Origin of the sequence: Methylobacterium sp. UNCCL125, from assembly GCF_900116795.1 — a bacterium.
Classification (GTDB): domain Bacteria; phylum Pseudomonadota; class Alphaproteobacteria; order Rhizobiales; family Beijerinckiaceae; genus Methylobacterium; species Methylobacterium fujisawaense.
In genome coordinates this window covers 54,033-79,432 of the sequence record NZ_FPBW01000012.1, presented here as the reverse complement: position 1 = coordinate 79,432, position 25,400 = coordinate 54,033, and the positions used below count along the sequence as shown (strand labels likewise).

The following is a 25,400-nucleotide window of genomic DNA, read 5'->3' as shown; positions in this document are numbered from 1 at the left end:
GTTGACGGAATTCCCCATTTGGCATACCAAATACCAACGAAAGGGCTGGTCACGGTTCCTTAGCAAGACCGGACTGGAATTTTAACGCCGCTCTTTCGGGCGACGTTCAGGGAGGGTGGCCGCGGATGACGCAGCTTCGGACTTCTGCAATCCGCCTCATCCCTGGCCCGTTGGCCGGATGTCGCCGGTGACGGGCTTGGCGCAGGCGGAGCGTAACGGTTCCGATCTCGCCGACTTCGTCAGGGCTATCGGAGACGCCGTGGTGGTGTCCGATCCGGACGGCGCCATCACCGTCTGGAACGCCGCCGCCGAGCGCATCTTCGGCTTCAGCGCCGCCGAGGCGCTGGGGCACAGTCTCGATCTGATTACCCCCGAGCGGCACCGGCGCCGCCACTGGGACGGCTATGCCAAGACCATGCGCACCGGCGTCACCCGCTACGGGGCGGAGACCCTGAGGGTGCCGGCGCTCCACAAGGACGGCCGCCAGCTCTCCATCGCCTTCACGGTGGGGATGGTGCGGGACGCCTCCGACCGGGTGACCGGGATCGTCGCCGTGATCCGCGACGAGACCGAGCGCTGGGCCGAAGAGAAGCGCCTGCGCCAACGCGTGGCCGAACTCGAAGCTTCCTCGGATCCGGCCCGCCGGGCGCCATGAGCCCGCCGGACGATCCGAAGGTCCCGATCACCAAACCGCACAGGGAGAACGCCCCATGAGCAAGCCGCTGGAAGGCATCAAGATCATCGACTTCACGCACGTCCAGGCCGGCCCGGCCTGCACGCAGCTGCTCGCCTGGTTCGGCGCCGACGTGATCAAGGTCGAGCGTCCCGGCGCCGGCGACGTGACCCGGACCCAGCTGCGCCACGTCGAGGACGCAGACGCGCTCTACTTCACGATGCTGAACTCCAACAAGCGCTCGCTCACCCTCGACACCAAGACCCAGGCCGGCAAGGAAGTCCTCGAGAAGCTCATTCAAGACTCCGACGTCATGGTCGAGAATTTCGGCCCCGGTGCCCTCGACCGGATGGGCTTCTCCTGGGCCCGCATCCAGGAGCTGAACCCGGGCATGATCCTCGCCTCGGTGAAGGGCTTCTCGGACGGCCACCACTATGAGGACCTGAAGGTCTACGAGAACGTCGCCCAGTGCGCGGGCGGTGCCGCCTCGACCACGGGCTTCTGGGACGGGCCGCCCACCGTCAGCGCAGCCGCGCTGGGTGACTCCAACACCGGCATGCACCTCGCCATCGGCATCCTCACGGCGCTTCACCAGAAGAACAAGACCGGCAAGGGCCAGAAGGTCGCCGTGTCGATGCAGGACTCGGTGATCAACCTCTGCCGCGTGAAGCTGCGCGACCAGCAGCGCCTCGACGCCCTCGGCTACCTCGAGGAGTACCCGCAGTACCCCCACGGCGAGTTCTCCGATGTGGTGCCGCGGGGCGGCAACGCCGGCGGCGGCGGCCAGCCGGGCTGGGTGCTGAAGTGCAAGGGCTGGGAGACCGACCCGAACGCCTACATCTACTTCACGATCCAAGGTCATGCCTGGGCGCCGATCTGCAAGGCGCTCGGCAAGGAGGAGTGGATCACCGATCCGGGCTACAACACCGCCCGGGCGCGCCAGGACAAGATCTTCGACATCTTCAAGACGATCGAGGAGTGGCTCGCCGACAAGACCAAGTTCGAGGCGGTGGACATCCTGCGCACCTACGACATCCCCTGCGCGCCGGTGCTGTCGATGAAGGAGATCGCCGAGGACAAGTCCCTGCGCGAGAGCGGCACCGTCGTCGAGGTGGCGCACCCGAAGCTCGGCAAGTACCTGACCGTCGGTAGCCCGATCAAGTTCTCCGACATGAAGGTCGAGGTGAAGGCGTCGCCGCTGCTCGGCGAGCACACCGATGAGGTGCTCGCAGACCTCGGTTACTCGCCGGAGCAGATCCGGGCGATGCACGAGGCTCGCGCGGTCTGATAGACAGCGCCCGACCTCAGCGTTCCTGAGACAGGACGGCGCTCCCCCAGCGCCGTCCTTTTCATGTGCGAGCCCCGGATCCGATGCGCGCATTCCTGAGCCGTTTCCTGCCGGAGCTGACCCCGATCAGCAAGCGTGAGCGCCTGCGCTCCGCCGCCGGTGCCCTGGCGGGCATCCTGGCGACCGGCCTCGTCTGCCGCGCCGCCCTGGGCTCCGAGGCGCTGCCTGTCCTGATCGCCCCGATGGGCGCCTCGGCGGTGCTGCTCTTCGCCGTGCCCGCGAGCCCCCTGGCGCAGCCGTGGTCGATCCTCGGCGGCAACATCGTGGCGGCACTCGTGGGCGTCACGGCGGGGGCGTGGATCGCCGATCCGTTCGTGGCGGCATCCTGCGCCATCGGGGTTGCGATCGCCCTGATGATGGCCCTGCGCTGCCTGCACCCGCCGAGCGGAGCCGTAGCGCTAACGGCCGTTCTCGGCGGCCCGGCGATCCGCGAGCTGGGCTACGGCTTCGTGCTCTGGCCGGTCGCGGCCAATTCGCTGCTGCTGCTGACGACCGCCCTGCTGTTCAACAACCTGACGGGGCGCGCCTACCCGCATCTGCGCCCGGCGGGTCCGAGAACGGCCGATCCGCCCTCCGGCGCCCGGGTGGGCTTCCGGGCCTCGGACCTCGACGCCGCGCTGGAGGATTTCGACCAGCTCCTCGACGTCGACCGCAGCGACCTGGAGCAGATCCTGCGGCGCGTGCAGATGCGGGTCTACGGCCGCCTCTCGAGTCCGATCACCTGCGCGGCGATCATGTCGCGCGACGTGATCGCGGTGGCGCCGGACGCGCCGCTGGCCGAGGCGTTGCGGCTGCTGCGCAGGCACCGGATCAAGGCGCTTCCGGTGACCGACGAGGGGGCACGCGTCCTCGGCATCGTCACGCAGACGGATCTCCTCGACAAGGCCGCCTGGGACCGGTCCGGGCCGCGCCTCGGCCTCGGCCGCCGCCTGCGGCTCACGGCCGAGCGGGGCCGCGCACCCCATGGCTGCGCCGCCGACATCATGAGCGCGGTCGAGCCCGTCGGCCCCGACACACCCATCGCCGTGCTGGTGCCGCGGATGTCGGAGGCGGGGCTGCACCACCTGCCGGTGGTCGACGCCGACGGCCGTCTGGTCGGGATCGTCTCGCAGACGGACCTCATCCCGGCGCTGTTGTCCGAAGCCGACGCGCCCGAGGCGCCGATCCGCGCCCGCGCCTCGGCCCGTACCGCTCTGGCCTGACGCTCACACGCCGTCGGGCGGATCGCTCAAGAAGAAGTCCACTGCCTGGGCCACCACGGCCGGCTGATGGGCGTGCGGCCCGTCATACTCGACATAGGTGACCGGATAGCCGGCCTCGCGCAGCGTCGGCACGTGGATCCGGGCGCTCCGGTCGATCGGGATCTGCTCATCCTGCGTCCCGTGCGACAGGAAGATGCGCGGTGCGCCGACCTGCAGATGGACCGACAGGAATCCGGCCGACGAGACGATCAGGTGGCTCGCCACATCGCCGTTCGCGAGCCCCAGCGAGAGGGTGTAGCTTCCACCGTCGGAATGGCCGGCGAAGCAGAGCCGCCCCGGATCGAGCAAAAACCGGTCCGCCACGTGCGCCAGTGCCGCCGCGACCCTCTCGCGGTCAGGCCCGTGGCCGGCGATGACGATGTCCCAGGTCGGGAACAGGGATTGCGGTACGAGGAGCAGGAAGCGCGCTGCGCGGGCATGCGCCTCCAGCATCGGCAGGATGCGCTCGGCACTGCCGCCGCCGCCGTGGAACAGAACCACGAGCGGGCAGGGCCGGCGCGGATCGAGGCCCTCGGGAACCACCAGCACCGCGTCGCGCTCGGCGAAGAGGCTGAGGTCATGCCTGCCCGGCGGAAGGGGTTCGCCGCCGGGCAGTCGGTGGCGAAAGTGCAGGCGGCCGGCGAGGTCGGGATCGATCATCGCAGGAACTCGTCGGATCGGTGTTGGATTCGCGTTGTGTGGCTTGCCAGCGGCGCCAGACTCCCTCTCCCGTGCGGGAGTGGGCTGGGGTGAGGGGCGAGAACTCTCAGGACGAGCACGTCATTGAGGCGCGTCCCGATCGCGCCCTTTCCGGACGGACCTGTTCCCTCACCCTGTCCCTCTCCCGCACGGGAGAGGGGACCCGCGGCTCGGCCTCGAAGCGTGCCGCGCAGTCATGAACGGCCGGACCGCTGAGCGATCCGGCCGGCGTGCAGACATCCCGGTTGCGGGCTTCAGGGGCCCGCCGCCCTCACTTCTTCTTCTTGATGCCGCTTTGCGGGTTGAGGCTGCCGATGTTGCCGCTCTCGCTTCCGGCCGCCGGGTCGATGACGGCGTTGACCAGAGCCGGGCGGCCCGAGTTCATCGCCTCGTTGACCGCGCGGGTCAGCTCGTCCGGCGTGGTGACGTGGTAGCCGACGCCACCGAAGGCTTCCATCATCTTGTCGTAGCGGGAATCCGGCACGAACACCGTCGTGGCGGGATCGCGGCCGGTCGGATCCGTGTCGGTGCCGCGGTAGATGCCGTTGTTGTTGAACACGACGATGCAGACCGGGAGCCCGTACCGGCAGATGGTCTCGACCTCCATGCCGGAAAAGCCGAAGGCGCTGTCGCCTTCGACGCACAGGACCGGCTTGCTGGTTTCGACCGCCGCCGCGACCGCGAAGCCCATGCCGATGCCCATGATGCCCCAGGTGCCGACATCCAGGCGCTTGCGCGGCTGGTACATGTCGATGATGCCCCGGGCGAGGTCGAGGGTGTTGGCGCCCTCGTTGACCAGGATCGCGTCCGGCCGCTCCTTGACGATGGTGCGGAGCGCACCGAGCGCCGCGTGGAAGTTCATCGGCGAGGCGTTGCTCATGAGCTTCGGCGCCATCTTGGCGACGTTCGCCTCGCGCTTGGTCCTGAGCGTCTCGATCCAGTCGGAGGGAGGCTGCTGCCAGCCCTGGCCCATGCCGTCGAGCAGCGCCTGCACGCAGGACGCGATGTCGCCGACCACCGGCGCGACGATCTCGACGTTCGAATCCATCTCGCGGGGTTCGATGTCGATCTGGATGAACTTGGTCGAACCGGGCTCGCCCCAGCTCTTGCCCTTGCCGTGCGACAGCAGCCAGTTCAGCCGGGCGCCGATCAGCAGCACCACGTCCGAGTCCTTCAGCGCCGTCGAGCGCGCCGCGCCGGCCGAGAGCGGGTGGGTGTCGGGCAGGAGGCCCTTGGCCATGCTCATCGGCACGTAGGGGATGCCGCTGGTCTCCACGAGGCTGCGGATCGCCGCGTCGGCCTGGGCGTAGGCGGCGCCCTTGCCGAGCACGATCAGCGGCCGCTTGGCGGATTTCAGGACGTCGAGCGCCCGGGCGATCGCCTCGGGGGCGGGGTGCTGGGCCGGGGCCGGATCGATCACCTTGACCAGCGACTTCTGGCCGGCCTCGGCGTCCATCACCTGGGAGAACAGCTTGGCGGGCAGGTCCAGGTAGACGCCGCCCGGCCGGCCCGAGCAGGCGGCGCGGATGGCGCGGGCGACGCCGATGCCGATATCGGCCGCATGCAGAACCCGGAAGGCCGCCTTGCACAGGGGCTTGGCGATGGCGAGCTGGTCCATCTCCTCATAGTCGCCCTGCTGCAGGTCGACGATCTCGCGCTCGGAGGAACCCGAGATCAGGATCATCGGAAAGCAATTGGTGGTGGCGTTGGCGAGGGCGGTCAGGCCGTTCAGGAAGCCCGGGGCCGAGACCGTGAGGCAGATGCCCGGCTTCTGGGTAAGGAAGCCCGCGATCGCCGCGGCGTTGCCGGCGTGCTGCTCGTGGCGGAACGAGATCACCCGCATCCCCTCGGCCTGGGCCATGCGGCCGAGATCGGTGATCGGGATGCCCGGGACACCGTAGATCGTCTCGATGCCGTTGAGCTTGAGCGCGTCGATGACGAGGTGGAAGCCGTCGGTCAGCTCGGGCTCTGCCTCGACCTCGGGGGCGGTGTGGACGATCTTGGCGAGTGCGGTCATCACGGTTTCTCCCGGAGGATCGGTATCGGTACGGGCGGCTCTGGGCGCCGGCTGGCGGGGGATCCCCCACGCTCCCGGAGGAGGGGAGGGCGGGAGATCCGTGAAGGCTGGGCGTCGCTCGGGCGACGTCGTGGGGCGGGGGCCGCTCAGGCCGCCCGGATCGGATGGGCGCCGAGCGCCGCGGGATGCTCCTCCGCGGCGAGGTAGCGGGCCCGCATCGGGCGCAGGACGAACATCGCCATCGCCGCCGCCGTCACGTTGAGCACGATGATCAGCGTGAACACCGCCGACCAGCCGTAGGCCGCCGACAGGAGGCTGGCGAAGGGCACGAGGAACGCCGCGGTGCCCTTGGCGGTGTAGAGCAGGCCGGCATTGCTGGCGGCGTACTTGGAGCCGAACGTGTCGCCGCAGGTTGCCGGGAACAGCGAGTAGATCTCGCCGAACACCCCGAAATACACCGCGGTGGCCAGCACGAAGACCATCGGGATGTGACCGTAGGTCAGCAGCACGATCACCGCCAGCGCCGCCGTCGAGAAGGCGATGAACATCGTGTTCTCGCGGCCGATGTTGTCGGAGACGTAGCCGAAGAACGGCCGCCCGAACCCGTCGAAGATCCGGTCGAGCGAGATCGCCAGCGTCAGCGCCGCCATCTGGAGGCCGAACAGGCTCACCGGCACGCCCGCCACCTGGAAGTCGTGGGCGATCGGGGCGATCTGCGCCGCCGCCATCAGGCCGCCGGAGGCGACCATCACGAACATGGCGTACATCACCCAGAAGACCGGGGTGCGCACCGCCTCGCGGGGGCTGCGGTCGACCTTGGTCTGCGGCAGGCGGGTGCTCTTGCGCTGGACCGGCGAGTTGGTCGACGGCTTGCGCAGCAGGAAGGCGAGCGCGAGGACCACGGCGCCCTGACCGATGCCGAAATACAGGAAGGCGTCCTGGTAACCGCTCGACGCGATCATACGGGCGATCGGCACCACCGTGATGGCGGCACCCGCGCCGAAGCCGGCCGCGGTGGCACCGGCGGCGAGGCCGCGGCGATGCGGGAACCACTTGAGCGCGTTGCCCACGCAGGTGCCGTAGACCGAGCCCGCACCGATGCCGGCGATGACGGCGCCGAGATAGAGCATCGCTAGGCTGTCGGCGTAGGCGTTGATCGTCCAGGCGAGGGCGATCATCACGCCGCCGAACGCGACCACAATCTTCGGGCCGTAGCGGTCGACGAACCACGCCTCGACCGGGACCAGCCACGTCTCGGTGGCGACGAACAGCGTGAAGGCGAGCTGGATCGCTGCGCGTCCCCAGTGGTAGCGCTGGTCGATCGGGTCCACGAACAACGTCCAACCGTATTGGAGGTTGGCGATCATGGCCATGCAGATCACGCCGAAGGCGAGCTGCCACCATTTCGCCGACGGCGAATCCTGGCGTTCCATCCCTGAGCCTCTCTCTTGGGCGGCGCGGCCTTGCTGTGGCGGCGTCTCTCGTGCACCGACGATCATGCACATCCGTTCTAGGTATGCAATATACCAGCCTGAGACGGACGGGATGAACTGTCAGGGCGGCGATATTATTCCGTTTGCCCCGACGGAGAAATCGGGCCCCAGGCACCGAGCGTCGGCGCGTCGGTCGGGTGCAGCGTTTCATCGAGCGTGGGAATCGCGGTCGGATCGGCCGGGAATCCGATGACCGCGCAGGCCGCCTCCCAGTCCGGACCCGCCTTCACCGCCGCCAGGGTGGCTGGATGCAGCGCGGTGATCCGTCCGCGATCGAGGCGCAGGATGGCACGGCCGGTCTCGGCCTGAACGAAGCGGACGATCGCCATCCGGCGCAGGCATTCGCGCAGGAAGGTGGTGTTGGCGGATGCCGAAAGGTCGGCGCCCTTGAACACCGCCTCGGGACTGCGGGCGAAGATGTCGACCTTCCGAAACCGGTCGATGTCGATCAGCCCTTTCACGTCGAGGATGTTGAGGATCCCGTCGGCCCAGAACGCGATGGTGCGCGGGCGCTCGCCCAGCGGCACGCTGTTGTCGAGGAACTCGCAGACCACCTGCTTGTCGCGCGAGAGCGCCCAGTTGAAGAACAGGCGCGGCATGCCGGTATAGGCCTCGACGTTGTGCGCCAGCAGGTCCTCCACCGCCTTGTAGCGGCCGAACATCTCACCCCGCTTCCATGCCCGCTCGACGGTGTCGGCCGGGGGCGTGACCATGAACTGCATGTAGACCCGGTCGCCGAACCGGGTGAGCAATTGCCCGCCGCCGTCAGAGCCGGCCTCGGCCTGGAAGCTGTCGAACCGAAACCGGTCGATGAGCAGGTTCGAGATCCGCCGCTCGGCCGCCTTGCGGGTGACGTAGCGGTCGAGCTTCATGTCGATGATCTCGACCTCGTAGCCCGTCAGCGTCCCGGCATAGCGGGAGGCCTTGCCCAGGCTGTCGTAGTCGAGGAGGTACTTGCGCCAGACGTCGGGTGTGATCACCGCGAAGTCCGACCACGCCATGCCGAGACGTCTGGCGAGGCCGAGCTGGTAGGGACGGATCGTGCTCTTGCCGGAGGCCGAGGCCCCTTTCACGTTCATCACCACCGGGAAGTCCTGCGGCGCCAGCCGGCGATAGCCATGCGCCTCCACCACTGCGGCGATCCAGGGCTCGATCAGCTCGCCGATGCGGCGGCTGCCGTAGCCGTTCGAGACCAGCGTACCGGCGATGGTCCGCATCAGGGATCCGTCGCGGATCAAGGTGTTCTGCCGCGCGATAAGGCCGGACACCACGCTGCGCAGGGCCTCGCAGGCGGCGATCTCCAGGCCGTCGCCGGATTCGGCGGCGCGCCGCTGCCAAGTCTCGAGATGGCGCAGGGACCGGGTCGCGAGATCCTCGCGCGGGGCCACGACCGCCGGGGGGCGGCGTCCGAGGAGCCTATCGAGCCAGCGCGGCTCGGGCGGCGGCGGGGCCGGCGCCTCGTCGAGGATGGCGGCGACCTCACGATCGAGCAGCGCGTCGGCCTCGGCGCGGATCTGGGCGAGGGCTGCTTCGATCTCACTGAGGCGGGGCTCGATGCCCTCGCGCAGGATTGTGGACACGATGGCCCGGAAGTTCACGCCGAGATCGGCATAGACCGCACCGACCGGCACGGACAGGTCCGACATCACGCGGATCAGCACCTCGTGGACGACGAGGCGGCGGGCCCGGAACCGGCTGAGCTGGCGGGCCGGCAGTCCGCAGAGGTCGCTCAGATCCAGGGCGTCGCGCAGCGGCGTCTCGACGTGCTCGGACCGGTAGACGGTCACCAGCGGCAGGAAGGCGGACGGCAGATCGGACCGGACGCCGGGGTTCCACGGGCCGATGATGGCCGCATCGGGAACCTGCCCCGCCGCGACGGTCACGGGCGCAACCGCCGTGGCACGACGCGGTCTGTCCGATCGATCCCTCTTATCCTGAGGTGCTGTCCAGCAGCCTCGCAGGCGCGGTCCAGGGATCGCGCGGCCGTCCGGAGGCCTCCTGCGAGGCCTCCGTTGCGCTGCGCCATTTCACGATGCGGGGATGGGTTGGACGTGCGGGTGCCGCGCCGAGGGTGCGAGCCAAGCCTGCTCGACCCCCGTGCCATGAGTTCGAACTGGCGAGACGCCTTAAAAGATCTTCTGGAACCAGCCATGGGCGTCATTGGTGTTGCCCCGCTGGATGTCCACCAGAAGGCTCCGCAGCCGCTGGGCCACCGGACCGGCCTTGCCGTTCCCGATTGTGAAGCTCTCCTCGCGGCCCTTCACGGTGCCGATCGGCGTGATCACCGCGGCGGTCCCGCAGGCGAAGGCCTCGGTCAGGCGGCCCTCCCGCACGTCGGTGCGCCACGCGTCGATCGTGTAGGGCTCCTCCTTCACGGTCAGGCCGGCTTCCCGCGCCAGGGTTATGACCGAGTCGCGGGTGATGCCGTGCAGGATGCTGTCCGAGAGCGGCGGCGTCACCAGCGTGCCGTCCTCGAAGACGAAGAACACGTTCATGCCGCCGAGTTCCTCGATGTAGCGGCGCTCAACCGCGTCGAGGAAGACGACCTGCTCGCAGCCCTGGGCCGCGGCCTCGGATTGCGGGGCGAGGCTCGCCGCGTAGTTGCCCCCGCACTTGGCCGCGCCGGTGCCGCCCGGGGCGGCCCGCGTGTAATGCTCCGAAACCCAGACCGTGACGGTGCTGTTCGGGTCCTTGAAGTACGAGCCCACCGCCGACGCGATGGTGATGAACAGGTATTCGGAGGCCGGCCGGACGCCCAGGAACGCCTCGGTGGCGATCATGAATGGCCGGAGATAGAGGCTACCGTCGGGCGTGTCGGGGATCCAGGCGCGGTCGATCTCGACGAGCTTGCGCACCGCGTCGACGAAGGCATCCTCCGGAAACGGTGGGATCGCCAGGCGCTCGGCCGAGTGCCGGAAGCGACGCGCATTGGCGTCGGGCCGGAACAGGGCGGCGCCGCCATCGGCAGTGCGGTAGGCCTTGAGGCCCTCGAAGATCTCCTGCGCGTAGTGCAGCACCGCGGAGGCGGGATCGAGGGGAATCGCCTCGCGGGCCTGGATCCGCGCATCGTGCCAGCCGCGACCGGCCGTGTAGCGCGCCACCACCATGTGGTCGGTGAACACCTTGCCGAAGCCAGGATTCGCCATCAGCGCGGCCCGCTCCTCGGCGGTCCGCGGGGCGGGATGACTTTGGATCTCGAACGTCAGGTCGCTCACGGTCTGGTCCTTATCGACTGAGGCCCTTATGGCGCGCTCCGGCGCGCGAATCTACGGAGCCGGCGCATGACGGTGTCACCGCACACGCGCGTTATTCGGCGGTCGCGGGCTCCGACAGCTGGAGCCGGTGCAAGCGTGCATAGGCGCCGCTGGCCGCGAGCAGGGCGTCGTGCCGTCCGGTCTCGATCACGCGGCCCGATTCCATCACGGCGATCTGATCGGCGTCGCGCACCGTCGAGAGGCGATGGGCGATCACCAGGGTGGTGCGGCCCCGCATCAGCCGGGTCAGCGCCTCCTGGACCAGACGCTCCGATTCGGAATCGAGGGCCGAGGTCGCCTCGTCGAGGAGCAGGATCGGCGCGTCCTTCAGGAAGGCGCGCGCCAGCGCCACCCGCTGCCGCTCGCCGCCGGACAGTCGGCCGCCGCCGGGCCCGACACGGAAGTCGTAGCCCTCCGGGAGGGCCGCGACGAAGTCGTGGGCCGCGGCGGCGCGGGCGGCCGCCTCGATCTCCGCAGGCGACGCCCCGGGCCGGCCGAAGCCGATATTCCGCGCGATCGTGTCGTCGAACAGGACCACCTCCTGCGACACCACCGCCACCGCCGCGCGCAGGGACGCGAGGGTCACCGCGCGGACGTCCTGTCCGTCGATGGTCACGCGGCCTTCGGTCACGTCGTAGAGCCGCGGGACGAGGTTGAGCAGCGAGGATTTCCCGGAGCCTGAGCGTCCGACCAGGGCCGTGACCGAGCCCGCCGGGACCGTCAGATCGATCCCCTCCAGGGCCGGCGCATCCGGCCGGTAGCGGAACCGCACGCCGTCGAAGCGGATCGTCCCGGCGGACACGGTGAGCGGCCGCGCGTCGGGCGCCTCGCGTATCTCGGGCGCCTCGTCCATGACGTCGAAGTAGCGCCTGAGGGCGGCGGCCGCCTCCTGCAGGATGGCGTTGAGGTTCCCCAGCGCCCGGGCCGGCTGCGCGGCGAGCAGCAGCGCCGCCACGTAGCCGGTGAAGTCGCCCACCGTCTTCTCCCCCGCCAGCACCCGTTGCCCGACCAGTACGAGCACCCCCGCCACCGCGATGCCGCCCCCGATCTCCAGCAGCGGGTCGAGACGCCCGCGGGCATTGGCGGCTTTCATCTTGAGGCGGCGCACCTCGTCGAGGGCCTGCGCGGCGCGGCCCTTGAGGTAGGCCTCCATGGCGTAGGTCTTGGCGACCCGGACCCCCTGGAGGCTTTCGGAAATGAGGCTGGCGGTGGCGCCCATCTGCTCCTGCGTCGAGGTCGACACCCGCCTGAGCTTCTTCCCGATCCGCCCGATCGGTCCGGCCACGAACGGCACCGTGACGCCGGCCACCAGAGTCAGCACCGGATCCATCCAGATCAGCGCCCCCACGAGGCCGATCAGCATGGCGATGTCGCGCAGGAGCACCGTCGAGATGCGGGTCAGCGCTTCCTTGATGAAGGCGAAATCGGTGGTGAAGCGCTGGGTCAGCGCCGCCGGGCTCTCGCGGCCGAGCTGGGCGAGATCGGACTCGATCAGGTGCCCGTAGAGCGCCGCCTGCATGTCGGCCTCGACCCGGGTGACCACCCTGTTCGTCAGAACGGTCTGGCCATAGAGCGCGAAGCCGCGCGTGGCGGTGACGACGATCACCACCAGCGGCCCATAGGCGATGGCCGCCGCATCCTTCCGGTCGAAGGCGTCGAAGGCGGCCTTGATCAGCGCCGGGTAGAGGCCGGTCGAGGCGCCCACCAGCGCGATCAGCACCAGCACCACGGCAAGGGTGGCCCGGTGCGGGTACAGCCAGGTGCGCCAGAGGCGCGCGAGGAGGGGAGCCGTGTCGCCGCGGAGGCGCGCCATGAAACCTACCAGGTCGGATCAGCGCCGGCCTCGGGCAGGATGCGCGGCGGCAGCGGTGTGCCGCCGCCATCGCCGCGGATCAAGGCCTTTGGCTCAACGGTCGTCGCCGTCCGGACCGCGGCCGCCCTCCCGGTCGCCCTCCCGGCCGCGATGCCAGCCGCCGTGACCATGCCCGCCCATAGGCCGGGCGAGGATCGTTGCGCGCCGCTTCTGGTCCTGATCGAGGCTGGCGTAGAGCGGCTGGGACGCGTCGGCCAGCTTGCGCAGGGCCTCTCCGCGTGCCGTCGCGGCATCTGCCATCGCCCGAAGGGCCGCTGGGGCATCGTCGCTGAACTTGGGGCGGTCGCGCATCGCCTCGCGGCGCTGCTGGCGCATCTTGGCCATGTCGCGGATTGCAGCTTCCACGGGCGGCCACAGCTTCTCCTGGTCGGGGTTGAGCTTCAGGCCGGCATGCAGGGCGGCGATGCGGGCATCCGTGAAGGCCGCCCGATCCTCGGGCGTGAGCGCACTCCAGCGCCCGTGACCGCGGAAGCCGTCGGGTCCATGGTCGTGCGCAACGGCCGCGCTGGCGACACCCAGGCCGAGGGCCCCTGTTACCAGGATGCTCGCTCTCAAACGGCGGGACATGGAATCCTCCATCTTGACGCTCCGGACAGCGTCGGAACCCACGGGGCGCGACGCGTCCGACGCCGCGCATTGGGGACCGGGCATGTATCCCGCTTGTGTATGTAACAATGTTACATTAGTGGCAGGTGCGACCGAAGGCGCGGGAAGGTGGAACGGTGCGGGGCGTGGCAACAACATTCCGGATCGCGGCGCTCGCGGTCCTGTCCGTCTGGCTCGGACTTGGGGTGCCGGCGGTGGCCACCACGCAGACCGTCCCGATCCGGGCGGTTGCGAGCTTCTCGATCCTGGGCGATCTCGTCCGGCAGATCGGCGGTGCGTCCGTGACGGTGACCACCCTGGTCGGACCCGATTCCGACGTTCACGGCTTCAGCCCGTCGCCAGCCGACGCGCGCAAGCTCGCCGAGGCCGATATCGTATTCGTCAACGGCCTCGGGCTGGAGGGCTGGCTCGACCGGCTAATCCGCGCCTCCGGCACGCGCGCCCCAGTGGTGACCGTCTCGACGGGCGTGTCGCCGATCCCGGCGCAGGACGAGCATGTCCACGGGGAGGGCGGTCACGGACACGGTGAGCACGCCTTCGATCCGCATGCCTGGCAGAGCGTCGCCAACGTTCGGATCTACGTGGCGAACATCCGGAACGGCCTCGTGAAGGTCGATCCGGCCCATGCCGCCGCCTATCAGGAGGCCGCGGCCGGCTACCTCGCCAAGCTCGATGCCCTGGAGCGGGACGTCCGGGCAGCGATCCTCCAAATCCCGCCGGAGCGGCGGCAGATCATCACGACCCACGATGCCTTCGGCTATTTTGCGGCGGCCTACGGCCTACGCTTCATCGCGCCGCAGGGCGTCTCCACCGACAGCGAGGCGAGCCCGCGGGACGTGGCGTCGATCATCCGCCAGATTCGCCGCGAGCGCGTACCCGCGGTGTTTCTGGAGAACATCAGCGACCCGCGCCAGATGGAGCAGATCGCCCGCGAGAGCGGCGCCCGCATCGGCGGGAAGGTCTATTCCGACGCGCTCTCCGGGGCGGACGGTCCGGCAGCGACCTATCTCGACCTGATGCGGTCGAACCTGGCGGCGTTCGACGCCGCGCTCATGCCGAAGTGACCCGATCCGACCGGCGCGGGATCGATTGCGCTGCAGCCGCTCCGCCGAGGGCTGGCCCGTGTCATGGCCGGATGCCGGCTCCGACAGGACAGGATCGAGCTTCCATCCTGACGACGTGCTCCGCGGCTGTGCCGATCCGGCCCAGGTCACGAGCCGCCACGACTGACGGTGCCGTCCTCAGTCGCCTTCACGGCGTCGGGCATGACATAGCGTAAACCGCCGGTTAAGAGGCCCCCACTAGCCTTACGAAACGGGTGCCAGCCGATCCTCGTACGCGAGGGCTCAAGGCCTTGGGGCCTTGTGAAAACGCGCAGCTCGGAGATCGCGTGGCTTGGGGGCCTGACCGCTGGCGCTTCTATCGGCTCGTCGCGCGCGAGGCTGCACGCGCGGGCCGCGCGGCCGGAGCCAGCGTCACCGCACCGCCCGACATCCTCGCCCGGATGCGGGTGACCGGACTGGTGATCGCACCGCAGGACCTGCGGACCTCGGACGCGACCTTTGCGGACGACATCTATGCCGGGCTGTTCGTCTTCGCGGGCAGGTCGCTCGCGGCGAGCGGCGGCTCACCCTTCGACTACGCGGCGCCGTCGCCGGAATGGGCTGACGAGCTCTACGGCTTCGGCTGGCTGCGCCACCTGCGCGCCGCCGACACCGCCCTCGCCAGGGCCAATGCCCGCGCCTTCGTGGCCGATTTCATCGCGGGCCGGGGGGACGCGGCGCTCGCCCGGCAGACGCCGGTGGCGGCCCGCCGGTTGATCTCGTTCCTGTGCCAGTCGCCCCTCGTGCTGGAGGGGGCCGATCACGGCTTTTACCAGAACTTCCTCAAGGCGATCGGACGCAACGCGCAGCAACTCGAGCGCGATCTGCGGCGGGGTGTGCCACCGCAATGGCGCCTGAACGCCGCCGTGGCGCTCTGTTACGCCGGCCTGTGCTGCGACGGCATTCAGCCGATCCTGCGTCGAGCGACCCGGATTCTGACACGGGAGCTCGACCGCCAGATCCTGACCGATGGTGGCCACCGGTCCCGCGACCCGCGCTTCGCCATGGATCTGCTCCTCGACCTCCTGCCCCTGCGCCAGAGCTACCTCAGCCGCAGCGTCGAGCCGCCGATGGCGCTGCTGCGGGCCGTCGACCGGATGTTGCCGCTGCTGCGACTCCTGCGCCACCCGGACGCCTCGCTGAGCCACTTCAACGGCATGGGCGCCACGGATGCGGATCACCTCGCGACCCTGCTGGTCTACGACGGCGCGCTCGCCCGGCCGCTGATGCACGCGCCGAACTCGGGCTACGAGCGCCTGGAAGGCGGCCGGGTCGTGATCGTGGCCGATGTCGGCGCGTGCCCGCCGCTGCCCTACTCGGTGAATGCCGGTGCCGGCTGCCTCGCCTTCGAGATGTCGAGCGGCCCCCAGCGCATCGTGGTCAATTGCGGCCTGCCGGCCAGCGGGGCGGATCTGCGCCTCCTCGCCCGTTCGACGCCGGCCCACTCCACGGCCTCAGTCGCCCACAGCTCGTCGTGCCGGTTCCTCACCCGTACCGGGTGGTGGGGCGAACGGCTCCTGGCCGATTGGCTGATTCGCCGGCGCGGGCCCGTGGTGCTGAGCGGGCCCTCGGCGGTGGCCGCCGAGCGCGCCGAGGAGGCCGACAGCGTCGTCCTCGCGGCCCGGCACAACGGCTACGCGCCCGATTTCGGTATCGTGCACGAGCGCCGCTGGCAGCTGTTCCACGCGTCGGTGCGGCTGGAGGGCCGCGACGCCTTCCTGCGCCAGGGCAAGGCGCCAAGCCGGGGTCGGCGATTGCGCCCGCAGGATGTGGCGATCCGCTTCCATCTCCATCCCGGCATCGCGGTGCGCGGCATCCCGGACGGGCTCGAACTCGCCTCGGCGCTCGGCGAGGTCTGGGTGTTCCGCGCCGAGAACGCCGAGATCGCCATTGAGGAGAGCGTCTACTTCTCGGGCCTGACGGGGCCGCGCCGCACCGACCAGATCGTGCTGCACCTGCGCGTCTCCGAGGACGTGGAGGTCCGCTGGAGCTTCGAGCGTCAGGCGTCCGCACCGCTGCGCGGTGTGGCACCCTGAGGGAGCCGGCTGGCCGGGCTCACCGTTTCCATGCTACCGCGCCGGGAAATCTCGAACTTTCGGCACGAAGCTATGGCGCACGATCAGGTGCGGGTCTCCCGCGCGCTCCTCTCGGTCTCGGACAAGACCGGCCTCGTCGACTTTGCCCGGGCGCTCCACGCCCGCGGCATCGCGCTGGTCTCCACCGGGGGCACGCATCGTGCCCTGCAGGAGGCCGGCCTGCCTGTCACCGAGGTGGCCGATCTCACGGGCTTTCCGGAGATGATGGACGGCCGGGTCAAGACGCTGCACCCGGCGGTTCACGGTGGATTGCTCGCCATCCGCGACAACCCGGAGCATCAGGCCGCGCTCGCCGCCCATGGGATCGGCGCCATCGATCTGCTGGTGGTCAACCTGTACCCGTTCGAGGCCACCATCGCGGCCGACCGGTCGGATGCCGACTGCATCGAGAACATCGATGTCGGCGGCCCGGCCATGATCCGCGCAGCGGCCAAGAACCACGCGGATGTGGCCGTGGTCACCGACGTGTCGGATTATGCCGGCGTGCTGGCCGCACTGGAGGCGCATGACGGCGCCCTGGGCGCGGAACTGCGCCGGAGCCTGGCGCAGAAGGCCTTTGCCCGCACCGCGGCCTACGATGCCGCCATCGCCAACTGGATGGCCGGCCGCTTCGGCACGGATGCGCCGGCCCAGTTCCGCGCCTTCGGCGGCACCCTCGGTCAGGCGCTGCGCTACGGCGAGAACCCTCATCAGGCGGCCGCCTTCTACCGCGCGCCCGGCAAGGTCCGCTCGGGTGTGGCCACCGCCCGGCAGCTCCAGGGCAAGGAGCTGTCCTACAACAACTTCAACGACACGGACGCCGCCTACGAGTGCGTGGCCGAGTTCGATCCGGCCCGGACCGCCGCCGTGGCGATCATCAAGCATGCCAATCCGTGCGGCGTCGCGGAAGGCACCAGCCTGCTCGAAGCCTACGAGCGGGCTCTGAGCTGTGACCCGACCTCGGCCTTCGGCGGCATCGTCGCCCTCAACCGGACGCTCGACGCCGAGGCGGCCAGCAGGATCGTCGAGATTTTCACCGAGGTGATCATCGCCCCGGATGCCACGCCCGAGGCCGCGGCCATCGTCGCGGGCAAGAAGAACCTGCGCCTGCTTCTGGCCGGCGGACTGCCTGACCCGCGGGCCCCCGGCGAGACCGTGCGGACGCTCGCCGGCGGTCTGCTGGTCCAGAGCCGGGATGCGGTGGTCGTCGACGACATGCCGCTCAAGGTCGTCACCAAGCGGGCGCCGAGCGAGGCCGAACTGGCCGATCTCCGGTTTGCCTATCGGGTTGCCAAGCACGTGAAGTCGAACGCCATCGTGTACGCCAAGGCCGGCGCGACGGTGGGGATCGGCGCGGGTCAGATGTCCCGGGTTGATTCCTCGCGCATCGCCGCCTGGAAGGCCGCCGAGGGTGCGAAGCGCCTCGGGCTGTCCCAGAGCCTGGCGGTCGGCTCGGTGGTGGCGTCGGACGCGTTCTTCCCGTTCGCGGACGGGCTGATGGCGGCCGCCGAAGCGGGCGCGACGGCGGTGATCCAGCCCGGCGGTTCGATGCGCGATGCGGACGTCATCGCGGCCGCCGATGCGGCCGGCTTGGCCATGGTCCTCACCGGCCACCGTCACTTCCGGCATTGATCGGGCGGAGTCGGGAGGGTCACGACGTGACGCTCCCGTGCCTCCGTGCCCCAGCACCGCCGAGAGGCCTGTCCGTCGCGCGGCGCCGCCGCGCTTCCGTTAACGATCCGCACGGATTGGGGCGGTCGCGGCGATTTTTGTTCGGGCTGCGATGTCTCTCAGCATTGCCGTGAACAGGCGTGGCCTGTGCCGAAGCTCAGCAATGGATGTCCCGTAACGATGAATGCTATTTTTTGAGCATTATTGCCGAACAAATACCCCCATCTTTGCGAATATGGGTGGCATCTGCGGAGCGGGTTGATATTTTCTCGGCTGCACGCCATCATTGCCCAGATGTGCGCCGGAAGCTCGTGAGAAGAACTTCCTGGAACGAATCCGGGTTGGGTGACGAGATGGTGGTCGCAGCGCTGTTGTTTCTCGTGGGAGCGCTGATCGGCCGCTCCTATTCGGTGATGATCATCGCCATGACCTCATCGGTGGTCATGTTCACTGCGATGACCATTTTCATGTCCGTTTACGGCCTCGACCTGCTGCACGTTCTGATCATGCTGGGATACCTGACGGCCCATCAGGCGGGATATCTGCTCGGCGCCTATCTCACCGACTATCCCGAGAACAATCGCGGGCTGTAACCAGCGTCACCACCACCAAACCAGCCGCCCGGCGAGGGTGTTGATCAGCGCCCACAAGCCCAGAGCCACGGCCATCCAGATAATTAGAAGTAGAAGATGCAGCTTCCGATGAGGCTGACGGCGCAAATGTGGCACGACATCGTTCACGATGGAATTCCCAGGGGCCCTGGATCGTAGGGGAACCTTATACGGCCTTGTACCGCTAAGGTTCCGCCGGGGCGATCGGCGAAAGATTAAATTTCGGACAGTTTCCGGCGGCCGGCGGAGTTGTTGGACGACCGGCATTGGCCGAGAAACGGACTGAAAGTTGCAGTCATTGACTGCTTGCAACGTGGTGGTCGGAAATCAGGACATTCCGTGTCGGCTCGCCGTTTCGACGGTGATGGTTCCGTCTGCCGTCGATACTTGAGACCTCTGTATAGGATCCGCCGCAACGCAATCCGTGACAGACCGCACGGATTGCGATTCCGCCGTCGCGTTGCGGGTTCGACACAAGCCGAGACGGCCCGGCCCGCCTTACGGCCACGACCCGGCACGGGTCCGTGACCGGCGGCCCTCTGCCCGAAGGGGCGCGGACATCTCTGTGGAAATGGAAACGCCCAGGCAGTGGGAACTGCCTGGGCGTCGTCGACGCGTGGTTGGTTTGGCCGGTTTGCGCCGCTCAGGTATCCGCGAAGATGTCGCGATCCTTGGTCTCCGGCACGAAGAGGATACCGATGATCACGGTCGCGACCGCGATGACGATCGGGTACCAGAGGCCGAAATAGATGTCGCCGGTCTGGGCCACCATGGCGAAGGCGGTCGCCGGCAGCAGGCCGCCGAACCAGCCGTTGCCGATATGGTAGGGCAGCGACATCGAGGTGTACCGGATCCGGGTCGGGAACAACTCCACCAGCATGGCGGCGATCGGGCCGTAGACCATCGTGACGAAGAGAACGAGGATGAACAGCAGGCCGATCACCTGCGCGACCTGCGGCCGGAAGATGTCGAACGGATTCGACATCTTAACGATCTCAGGGTCACCCGCCTTCGGGTAGCCCGCGGCCTGGAGTGCCGCGGTCGTGGCCTTGTTGGCCTCGACGTTGCCCCCCTGCGGATAGGGGATCTCCGTATCGTTGACCCGGATGGTCGTAAGCTGTCCGGCCGCCCCGGCAGCGGTGGTGTAGCGCACCGACGACTTCGACAGGAAGTCGCGGGCGAGGTCGCAGGGCGCGGTGAACACCCGGGTTCCGACCGGGTTGAACAGGTTTCCGCAGGCGGCCGGATCGGCCGTCACCGTCACCTTCACGTTCTCGATCGCCGCCTCGAGCTTCGGGTTGGCCGTGGAGGTGATGCCCTTGAAGATCGGGAAGAACGTCGCCGCCGCGATGGCGCAGCCCGCCAGGATGATGACCTTGCGGCCGATCTTGTCGGACAGCCAGCCGAAGACCACGAAGAAGCCGGTGCCGAGAAGCAGCGACCACGCGATCAGCAGGTTGGCGGTATAGCCGTCGACCTTGAGAATCGATTGCAGGAAGAACAGCGCGTAGAACTGGCCCGTGTACCAGACCACACCCTGACCGGCGACGAGGCCGAACAGGGCGATGATCGCGAACTTCGCATTGCGCCACTGGCCGAAGGCCTCGGTGAGCGGTGCCTTCGAGGTCTTGCCCTCGTCCTTCATCCGCTGGAAGGCCGGAGATTCCGACAGCTGGAGGCGGATCCAGACCGAGATGCCGAGCAGCAGCACCGAGACCAGGAACGGGATGCGCCAGCCCCACTCGGCGAAGGCGGCCTCGCCGGTGAAGGTCCGGGTCGCGAGGATCACGAGGAGCGACAGGAACAGGCCCAGGGTCGCGGTCGTCTGGATCCAGCTCGTATAGAACCCACGCCGGCCGTTGGGCGCGTGCTCGGCGACGTAGGTGGCGGCGCCGCCATACTCGCCGCCGAGGGCGAGGCCCTGGGCGAGGCGCAGGACGATCAGGATGATCGGAGCCGCGATGCCGATGGTGGCCGCGTTGGGCAGGATGCCGACGATGAAGGTCGACAGGCCCATGATCAGGATCGTGATCAGGAACGTGTATTTGCGTCCGACGAGATCACCGATGCGGCCGAAGACTAGGGCGCCGAACGGACGGACGATGAAGCCGGCCGCGAAGGCGAGCAACGCGAAGATGTCGCGCGTGGCGGGTGGATAGGCAGAAAAGAACTGCGCGCCGATGATCGCCGCCAGAGAGCCGTACAGATAGAAATCGTACCACTCGAACACAGTACCGAGCGAGGACGCGAAGATCACCCGCTTCTCGGCCGAAGTCATCGGCCTCGCGGCGTCTCCGGCCCGCGGGATCGCGGTTGCCACAGCCATAAGACACGTCCTCCCAAACGCATATCGGCGGCCCGACGATGGGATCGCCCTTTCCCGGCCCGCTCCCGGGCGGCCCTGCGCAAAGCGCAGATCACCTATGCGTTATCTCAAGGGCGTTGCGGGTCAACCGGTAAAGCGATTGTGAAGAGCCTCATCAACACAGGTGCGCACCGAGTTGTCACCGGAACGACGAAGGGCGCGGCTCGCGCCGCGCCCTCCGCCTGTCCGACGCGTCTGGTTGAGGTCAGTGCGCGTGGGCGCCGGACGCCCCGATGCCCGTCTCGGAGCGCACATACTGCGCCTCGAAGGCGGCCCGCTCGCGCTGGGCCCGGCGGGACTTGTCCATGAGCGACACGACCCAGATCGTCGCGAAGGCCAACGGCATCGAGAACAAAGCCGGGTTGTCGTAAGGGAAAAGCGGGGCCGGGTTGCCCAGCGTCGTCACCCACACGGCTTTCGACAGCACCACCATGATCACCGCGGCGAGCAGGCCGACGAGGCCGCCGGCCAGCGCACCCCAGGTGGTGGTGCCGCGCCACAGGATCGACATGGCCAGCACCGGGAAGTTGCAGCTCGCCGCCACCGCGAAGGCCAGGCCCACCATGAAGGCGACGTTCTGGTTCTCGAACACGTAGCCGAGGTAGATCGCCACGATGCCGATCACCACCGCGGAGATCTTCGACAGGTTGACCTCGTGCTTCTCGGTGGTGCGCCCGCGGGCGATCACCTGGGCGTAGAGGTCGTGGCTGATCGCCGAGGCGCCGGCGAGCGTCAGGCCCGCCACCACGGCCAGGATGGTCGCGAAGGCCACGGCGGAGATGAAGCCGAGGAAGTACGGGCCGCCCACGGCGTTGGCGAGGTTCACCGCCACCATGTTGGTGCCGCCGATCATGTCCTTCAGCTTGTCGAAGGTCCCGGCCGCGCCGAGCTTGAAGTAGACCGGGTCGGACATCAGCAGGGCGATGCCGCCGAAGCCGATGATGAAGGTGAGAATGTAGAAGTAGCCGATCAGGCCGGTGGCGTAGAACACCGACTTGCGCGCGGCCTGCGCGTCCGAGACCGTGAAGAACCGCATCAGGATGTGCGGCAGGCCGGCGGTGCCGAACATCAGGCCGACGCCGAGGGAGATCGCCTCCACCGGGTTCGACACGAGTCCGCCCGGCGCCATGATGGCGTCGCCCTTCGGGTGAACCTGCACGGCGTTCGCGAACAGCATCTCGGGGTTGAAGCCGTATTTTAACAGCACTGCGCCCGCCATGAAGGTCGCGCCGCCGAGGAGCAGGCAGGCCTTGATCACCTGCACCCAGGTGGTCGCCTTCATGCCGCCGAAGGCGACGTAGACGATCATCAGGACGCCGACGATGATCACCGCGTAGAGATAGGGCAGGCCGAACAGGAGCTGGATCAGCTTCCCGGCGCCGACCATCTGGGCGATCAGGTAGAACGCCACCACCACGAGGGTGCCCACCGCCGAGATGATGCGGATCGACGTCTGGTCGAGGCGGAAGCTCGCCACGTCCGCGAAGGTGAACTTGCCGAGGTTGCGCAGGCGCTCCGCGATCAGGAACAGCACGATCGGCCAGCCGACCAGGAAGCCCGTGGAATAGATCAGCCCGTCGAAGCCCGAGGTGTAGACGAGGCCGGAGATGCCGAGGAACGAGGCGGCCGACATGTAATCGCCGGCAATCGCCAGGGAGTTGGTCCCCGCCGAGATGCCGCCGCCCGCCGCGTAGAAATCGGCGGCGGACTTCGTGCCCTTCGCGGCCTTGTAGGTGATGCCGAGCGTCAGCAGCACGAAGAACAGGAACATCAGGATGGCCGGCCAGTTCGTGACCGATTGCTGCACGGCCCCGAGATCCGGGCCGGCGGCATAGGCCGCGCTGGCGGCGATCGTGCCGAGCGTCAGGCCGAGGAGGAGCCGGTTCATCGGGCGACGCTCCGCTTGAGGGCGGCGCTCAGCGCGTCGAAACGCGTGTTGGCCCGGGCCACGTAGACGCCGGTCAGCGCGAAAGCGAACAGGATCACGAAGACGCCCGCGAACAGTCCGAGGGAGGCGGTGCCGCCAACCTTCACGGCGAGCAGCGACTTGTCGAAGGCGATGAGCCCGATGAAGCCGAAATAGACCACCAGCATCAGGATGGTCAGCGTCCAGGCGAAGCGGGTGCGCTCATGGACGAGTTGCTGGAATTCGGGTGTCCGGACAATCCGCTCGACCTGCGGATCGACCTCCGTTCCGAGTGCGCGTGTTCCCGGGGGCGCCGTGCGCCCTCGAAGGCCGAGTGTCGTGCCGCTCATGGCTTTTCCTCCCGCGAGGGCACTCTGGCCCCCCGGTTCATCGCGTTGAAGTTCGTGGTTCTTGTTGGAGACGGGCGCCGCCCCGGCACCCGTCCCGGTCCGAACCCGCGCCGCTATGGCCGCGGCGCGGATGCGATCAGGCCCGGTTCTGCCGGTTCTCGATCAGGTCGTCGACCACGGCCGGCTCGGCCAGGGTCGAGGTGTCTCCGAGCGAGCTGAAATCGTCCTCGGCAATCTTGCGCAGGATTCGGCGCATGATCTTGCCCGAGCGGGTCTTGGGCAGGCCCGGCGCGAACTGGATCAGGTCCGGAGAGGCGATCGGCCCGATATCCTTGCGGACCCAGGTCACCAGCTCCTTGCGCAGGGCGTCGTCGCCCTCCTCGCCGTCGTTGAGGGTCACGTAGGCGTAGATGCCCTGGCCCTTCACGTTGTGCGGGTAGCCCACGACCGCCGCCTCGGCGACCTTCGGGTGGGCGACCAGCGAGGATTCGACCTCTGCGGTGCCCATGCGATGGCCCGAGACGTTGATGACGTCGTCAACGCGTCCGGTGATCCAGTAATAGCCATCCGCATCGCGCCGGGCGCCGTCGCCGGTGAAGTACTTGCCTGGATAGGTCGAGAAGTAGGTCTGCTCGAACCGCTCGTGGTCGCCGTAGACCGTACGCATCTGTCCCGGCCAGGAATCGGCGATGCAGAGATTGCCCTCGCAGGCCCCTTCCAGAACCTTGCCCTCGGCATCGACCATCTCAGGCGTCACGCCGAAGAACGGCCGGGTCGCCGAGCCGGGCTTGAGTGCGGTGGCGCCCGGCAGCGGGGTGATCAGGATGCCGCCGGTCTCGGTCTGCCACCACGTGTCGACGATCGAACAGCGCTTGTCGCCGACGACGTTGTAGTACCATTCCCAGGCTTCCGGGTTGATCGGCTCGCCGACGGAGCCGAGCACGCGCAGCGAAGCCCGCGAGGTCTTCTTCACCGGCCCCTCGCCGCCGCCCATCAGCGAGCGGATGGCGGTGGGCGCCGTGTAGAAGATGTTGACCTTGTGCTTGTCGATCACTTCCCAGAAGCGGGACGTCGACGGATAGGTCGGGATGCCCTCGAACATCAGCGTCGTCGCGCCGTTGGCGAGCGGCCCGTACACGATGTAGCTGTGGCCGGTGACCCAGCCGACATCGGCGGTGCACCAGTACACGTCGCCCTCGCGGTAATCGAAGACGTACTCATGCGTCATCGACGCGTAGACGAGGTAGCCGCCCGTGGTGTGCACCACGCCCTTCGGCTGACCGGTCGAGCCGGAGGTATACAGGATGAAGAGCGGATGCTCGGCCTCCACCGCCACGGCGGGGCACTCGTCGGTCACCTGCTCGGCGGCCTCGTCGTAATAGACGTCCCGGCCCGCCTCCATGGCGACGCTGCCGCCTGTGCGGCGCACGACGATCACGTGGTCGACGAGATCCGCGTCGAGCCGCTTGATCGCTTCGTCGACATTGGCCTTCAGCGGCACCTTGCGGCCGCCGCGCAGGCCTTCGTCGGCGGTGATCACCAGCTTGGAGCCGCACCCCTGGATGCGCGACGCCAGCGAGTCGGGGGAGAAGCCGCCGAACACGATGGCGTGGATCGCCCCGAGCCGCGCGCAGGCGAGCATCGCGTAGGCGGCCTCCGGGATCATCGGCATGTAGAGCGTGACCCGATCGCCCTTGCCGACGCCGCGATTGCGCAGGACGTTGGCCATCCGGCAGACCTGCGCGTGCAGCTCCCGGTAAGTGATGTGCTTCGACTCGTCGGGATTGTCGCCTTCCCAGATGATCGCGGTCTGGTCGCCGCGGGTCTCCAGATGACGGTCGATGCAGTTATGGGCGACGTTGGTCTTGCCGTCTTCGAACCACTTGATCGAGACCTTGCCGGGCTCGAAGCTGGTGTTCTTCACGGTGGAGAACGGCGTCATCCAGTCGATGCGCTTGCCGTGCTCGGCCCAGAACGCATTCGGATCGGCGACGGACGCCGCATACATCTCTTGATACTTGGAATCGTCGACGTGAGCGCCCCCACGCCACGCGTCCTTCACCTCGATGACCTTGCCTTGCATGGCGTTCCATCCCTGATTGGTGCCCGATCGTA

18 protein-coding genes are annotated in these 25,400 nt (G+C 68.5%); 7 read left to right on the top strand and 11 right to left on the bottom strand.

Going from position 1 to position 25,400, the window contains the following annotated elements; genetic code table 11:
- Nucleotides 1-196 precede the first annotated feature (196 nt).
- The 3 genes from BM396_RS13915 to BM396_RS13905 all read left to right on the top strand — a co-directional run bounded on the left by BM396_RS13915 (nt 197) and on the right by BM396_RS13905 (nt 3,223).
- Nucleotides 197-655: a PAS domain-containing protein gene (locus BM396_RS13915; RefSeq protein ID WP_043381816.1), complete on the top strand. Its 459-nt coding sequence runs from the start codon at nt 197-199 to the stop codon at nt 653-655.
- A gap of 55 nt (nt 656-710) precedes the next feature.
- Nucleotides 711-1,961, top strand: coding sequence for a formyl-CoA transferase (frc, locus tag BM396_RS13910; RefSeq protein ID WP_043353710.1), 1,251 nt, complete (start codon nt 711-713; stop codon nt 1,959-1,961).
- A gap of 83 nt (nt 1,962-2,044) precedes the next feature.
- On the top strand, nt 2,045-3,223 hold the full coding sequence (locus BM396_RS13905; RefSeq protein ID WP_043381675.1) for an HPP family protein: 1,179 nt from the start codon (nt 2,045-2,047) through the stop codon (nt 3,221-3,223).
- A gap of 3 nt (nt 3,224-3,226) precedes the next feature.
- Here the strand turns inward: BM396_RS13905 and BM396_RS13900 are convergent, their stop codons facing one another.
- From BM396_RS13900 to BM396_RS13870, 7 genes are all read right to left on the bottom strand, one after another.
- A complete protein-coding gene (locus BM396_RS13900) occupies nt 3,227-3,922 on the bottom strand; it encodes an alpha/beta hydrolase (RefSeq protein WP_043381672.1) in 696 nt (231 codons plus the stop codon).
- A 310-nt stretch (nt 3,923-4,232) separates the two neighbouring features.
- Entirely contained in the window at nt 4,233-5,978 is a 1,746-nt protein-coding gene (gene oxc, locus BM396_RS13895; protein WP_051976031.1) for an oxalyl-CoA decarboxylase, read from the bottom strand.
- A 146-nt stretch (nt 5,979-6,124) separates the two neighbouring features.
- Nucleotides 6,125-7,411 (bottom strand): oxalate/formate MFS antiporter, encoded by a 1,287-nt coding sequence (gene oxlT / locus BM396_RS13890; protein ID WP_043353715.1) that lies wholly within the window; start codon nt 7,409-7,411, stop codon nt 6,125-6,127.
- Nucleotides 7,412-7,545: 134 nt separating this feature from the next.
- Entirely contained in the window at nt 7,546-9,354 is a 1,809-nt protein-coding gene (locus BM396_RS13885) for a DEAD/DEAH box helicase family protein (protein ID WP_043381670.1), read from the bottom strand.
- Nucleotides 9,355-9,597: 243 nt separating this feature from the next.
- Nucleotides 9,598-10,686: a branched-chain amino acid aminotransferase gene (locus tag BM396_RS13880; protein ID WP_043353724.1), complete on the bottom strand. Its 1,089-nt coding sequence runs from the start codon at nt 10,684-10,686 to the stop codon at nt 9,598-9,600.
- Nucleotides 10,687-10,777: 91 nt separating this feature from the next.
- Nucleotides 10,778-12,538 carry an ABC transporter ATP-binding protein gene (locus tag BM396_RS13875; RefSeq protein WP_043381667.1) on the bottom strand — a complete coding sequence of 587 codons (1,761 nt, stop codon included), beginning with the start codon at nt 12,536-12,538 and terminating at the stop codon, nt 10,778-10,780.
- Nucleotides 12,539-12,631: 93 nt separating this feature from the next.
- Entirely contained in the window at nt 12,632-13,165 is a 534-nt protein-coding gene (locus BM396_RS13870) for a Spy/CpxP family protein refolding chaperone (protein ID WP_043381811.1), read from the bottom strand.
- A 164-nt stretch (nt 13,166-13,329) separates the two neighbouring features.
- Here BM396_RS13870 and BM396_RS13865 point away from each other — a divergent pair, with 164 nt between their 5' ends.
- From BM396_RS13865 to BM396_RS33320, 4 genes are all read left to right on the top strand, one after another.
- Nucleotides 13,330-14,268: a metal ABC transporter solute-binding protein, Zn/Mn family gene (locus tag BM396_RS13865; protein ID WP_081948642.1), complete on the top strand. Its 939-nt coding sequence runs from the start codon at nt 13,330-13,332 to the stop codon at nt 14,266-14,268.
- A 326-nt stretch (nt 14,269-14,594) separates the two neighbouring features.
- The gene (locus BM396_RS13860; RefSeq protein WP_043381662.1) at nt 14,595-16,343 is read left to right on the top strand and encodes a heparinase II/III family protein; all 1,749 of its coding nucleotides are present in this window, start codon (nt 14,595-14,597) and stop codon (nt 16,341-16,343) included.
- A gap of 72 nt (nt 16,344-16,415) precedes the next feature.
- A complete protein-coding gene (gene purH, locus BM396_RS13855) occupies nt 16,416-18,014 on the top strand; it encodes a bifunctional phosphoribosylaminoimidazolecarboxamide formyltransferase/IMP cyclohydrolase (protein WP_043381660.1) in 1,599 nt (532 codons plus the stop codon).
- 179 nt (nt 18,015-18,193) lie between these two features.
- Entirely contained in the window at nt 18,194-18,646 is a 453-nt protein-coding gene (locus BM396_RS33320; RefSeq protein WP_244538873.1) for a hypothetical protein, read from the top strand.
- A gap of 661 nt (nt 18,647-19,307) precedes the next feature.
- On the opposite strand, the gene BM396_RS13845 is transcribed toward BM396_RS33320, so the two are convergent.
- From BM396_RS13845 to acs, 4 genes are all read right to left on the bottom strand, one after another.
- Nucleotides 19,308-20,942, bottom strand: a complete 1,635-nt coding sequence (locus BM396_RS13845) for an MFS transporter (protein WP_051976030.1) — start codon at nt 20,940-20,942, stop codon at nt 19,308-19,310.
- Between the two features lie 292 nt (nt 20,943-21,234).
- Nucleotides 21,235-22,917 (bottom strand): cation acetate symporter, encoded by a 1,683-nt coding sequence (locus BM396_RS13840; protein WP_043353743.1) that lies wholly within the window; start codon nt 22,915-22,917, stop codon nt 21,235-21,237.
- Entirely contained in the window at nt 22,914-23,285 is a 372-nt protein-coding gene (locus BM396_RS13835; protein ID WP_043353744.1) for a DUF485 domain-containing protein, read from the bottom strand. The genes BM396_RS13840 and BM396_RS13835 overlap by 4 nt, the downstream gene beginning before the upstream one ends.
- Before the next feature lie 136 nt (nt 23,286-23,421).
- Nucleotides 23,422-25,368, bottom strand: a complete 1,947-nt coding sequence (gene acs, locus BM396_RS13830; RefSeq protein WP_043381658.1) for an acetate--CoA ligase — start codon at nt 25,366-25,368, stop codon at nt 23,422-23,424.
- Nucleotides 25,369-25,400 lie beyond the last annotated feature (32 nt).